General features: G+C 72.4%; 1 protein-coding gene. It reads right to left on the bottom strand.

The window, feature by feature from the left end; genetic code table 11:
- Window positions 1–388 (bottom strand): hypothetical protein (locus G4D85_RS48695; protein ID WP_164021974.1); only part of this gene is annotated, 388 nt, incomplete at both ends.

Genomic DNA, 388 nt, shown 5'->3' with positions numbered 1-388 from the left:
GGGGTCGCCATGGTGGCCGTCGACGACCAGCCCGGGTCCACCACCAGCGGCGCGGTGAGTCCGGCGAGCGCCACTTCGGTGACGAGGCTCACGCGAGGGCCCTCCACCTCGAACACGTTCGCGAGCGATGACGCGCGAACCCCCGACAGGCGCGTGTCACCACGCCGGGACTCGCCCCGCGCATCGCGCACCTCGGACGGGTGGAAGCGCAGGACCGGCTGCCCGTCGGTGTCGAGGAACTCCACGTACTCGCCCACATCCCGCAGGCGCGTCACCGAAGGGGGCAGCGTGACGTGGTACTCCGCGCGGTGGAGGGGCTCGGAGCCATCCACCACCCAGGCCTCCTCCAACCGCGAGGAGCGCCACCCCTGGCTCACCTCGGCGGAAT

It is taken from the genome of Pyxidicoccus trucidator, assembly GCF_010894435.1.
Lineage (GTDB): Bacteria > Myxococcota > Myxococcia > Myxococcales > Myxococcaceae > Myxococcus > Myxococcus trucidator.
Note: the sequence above shows the minus strand (reverse complement) of the source record. Positions and strands in the feature narration are given on the sequence as shown.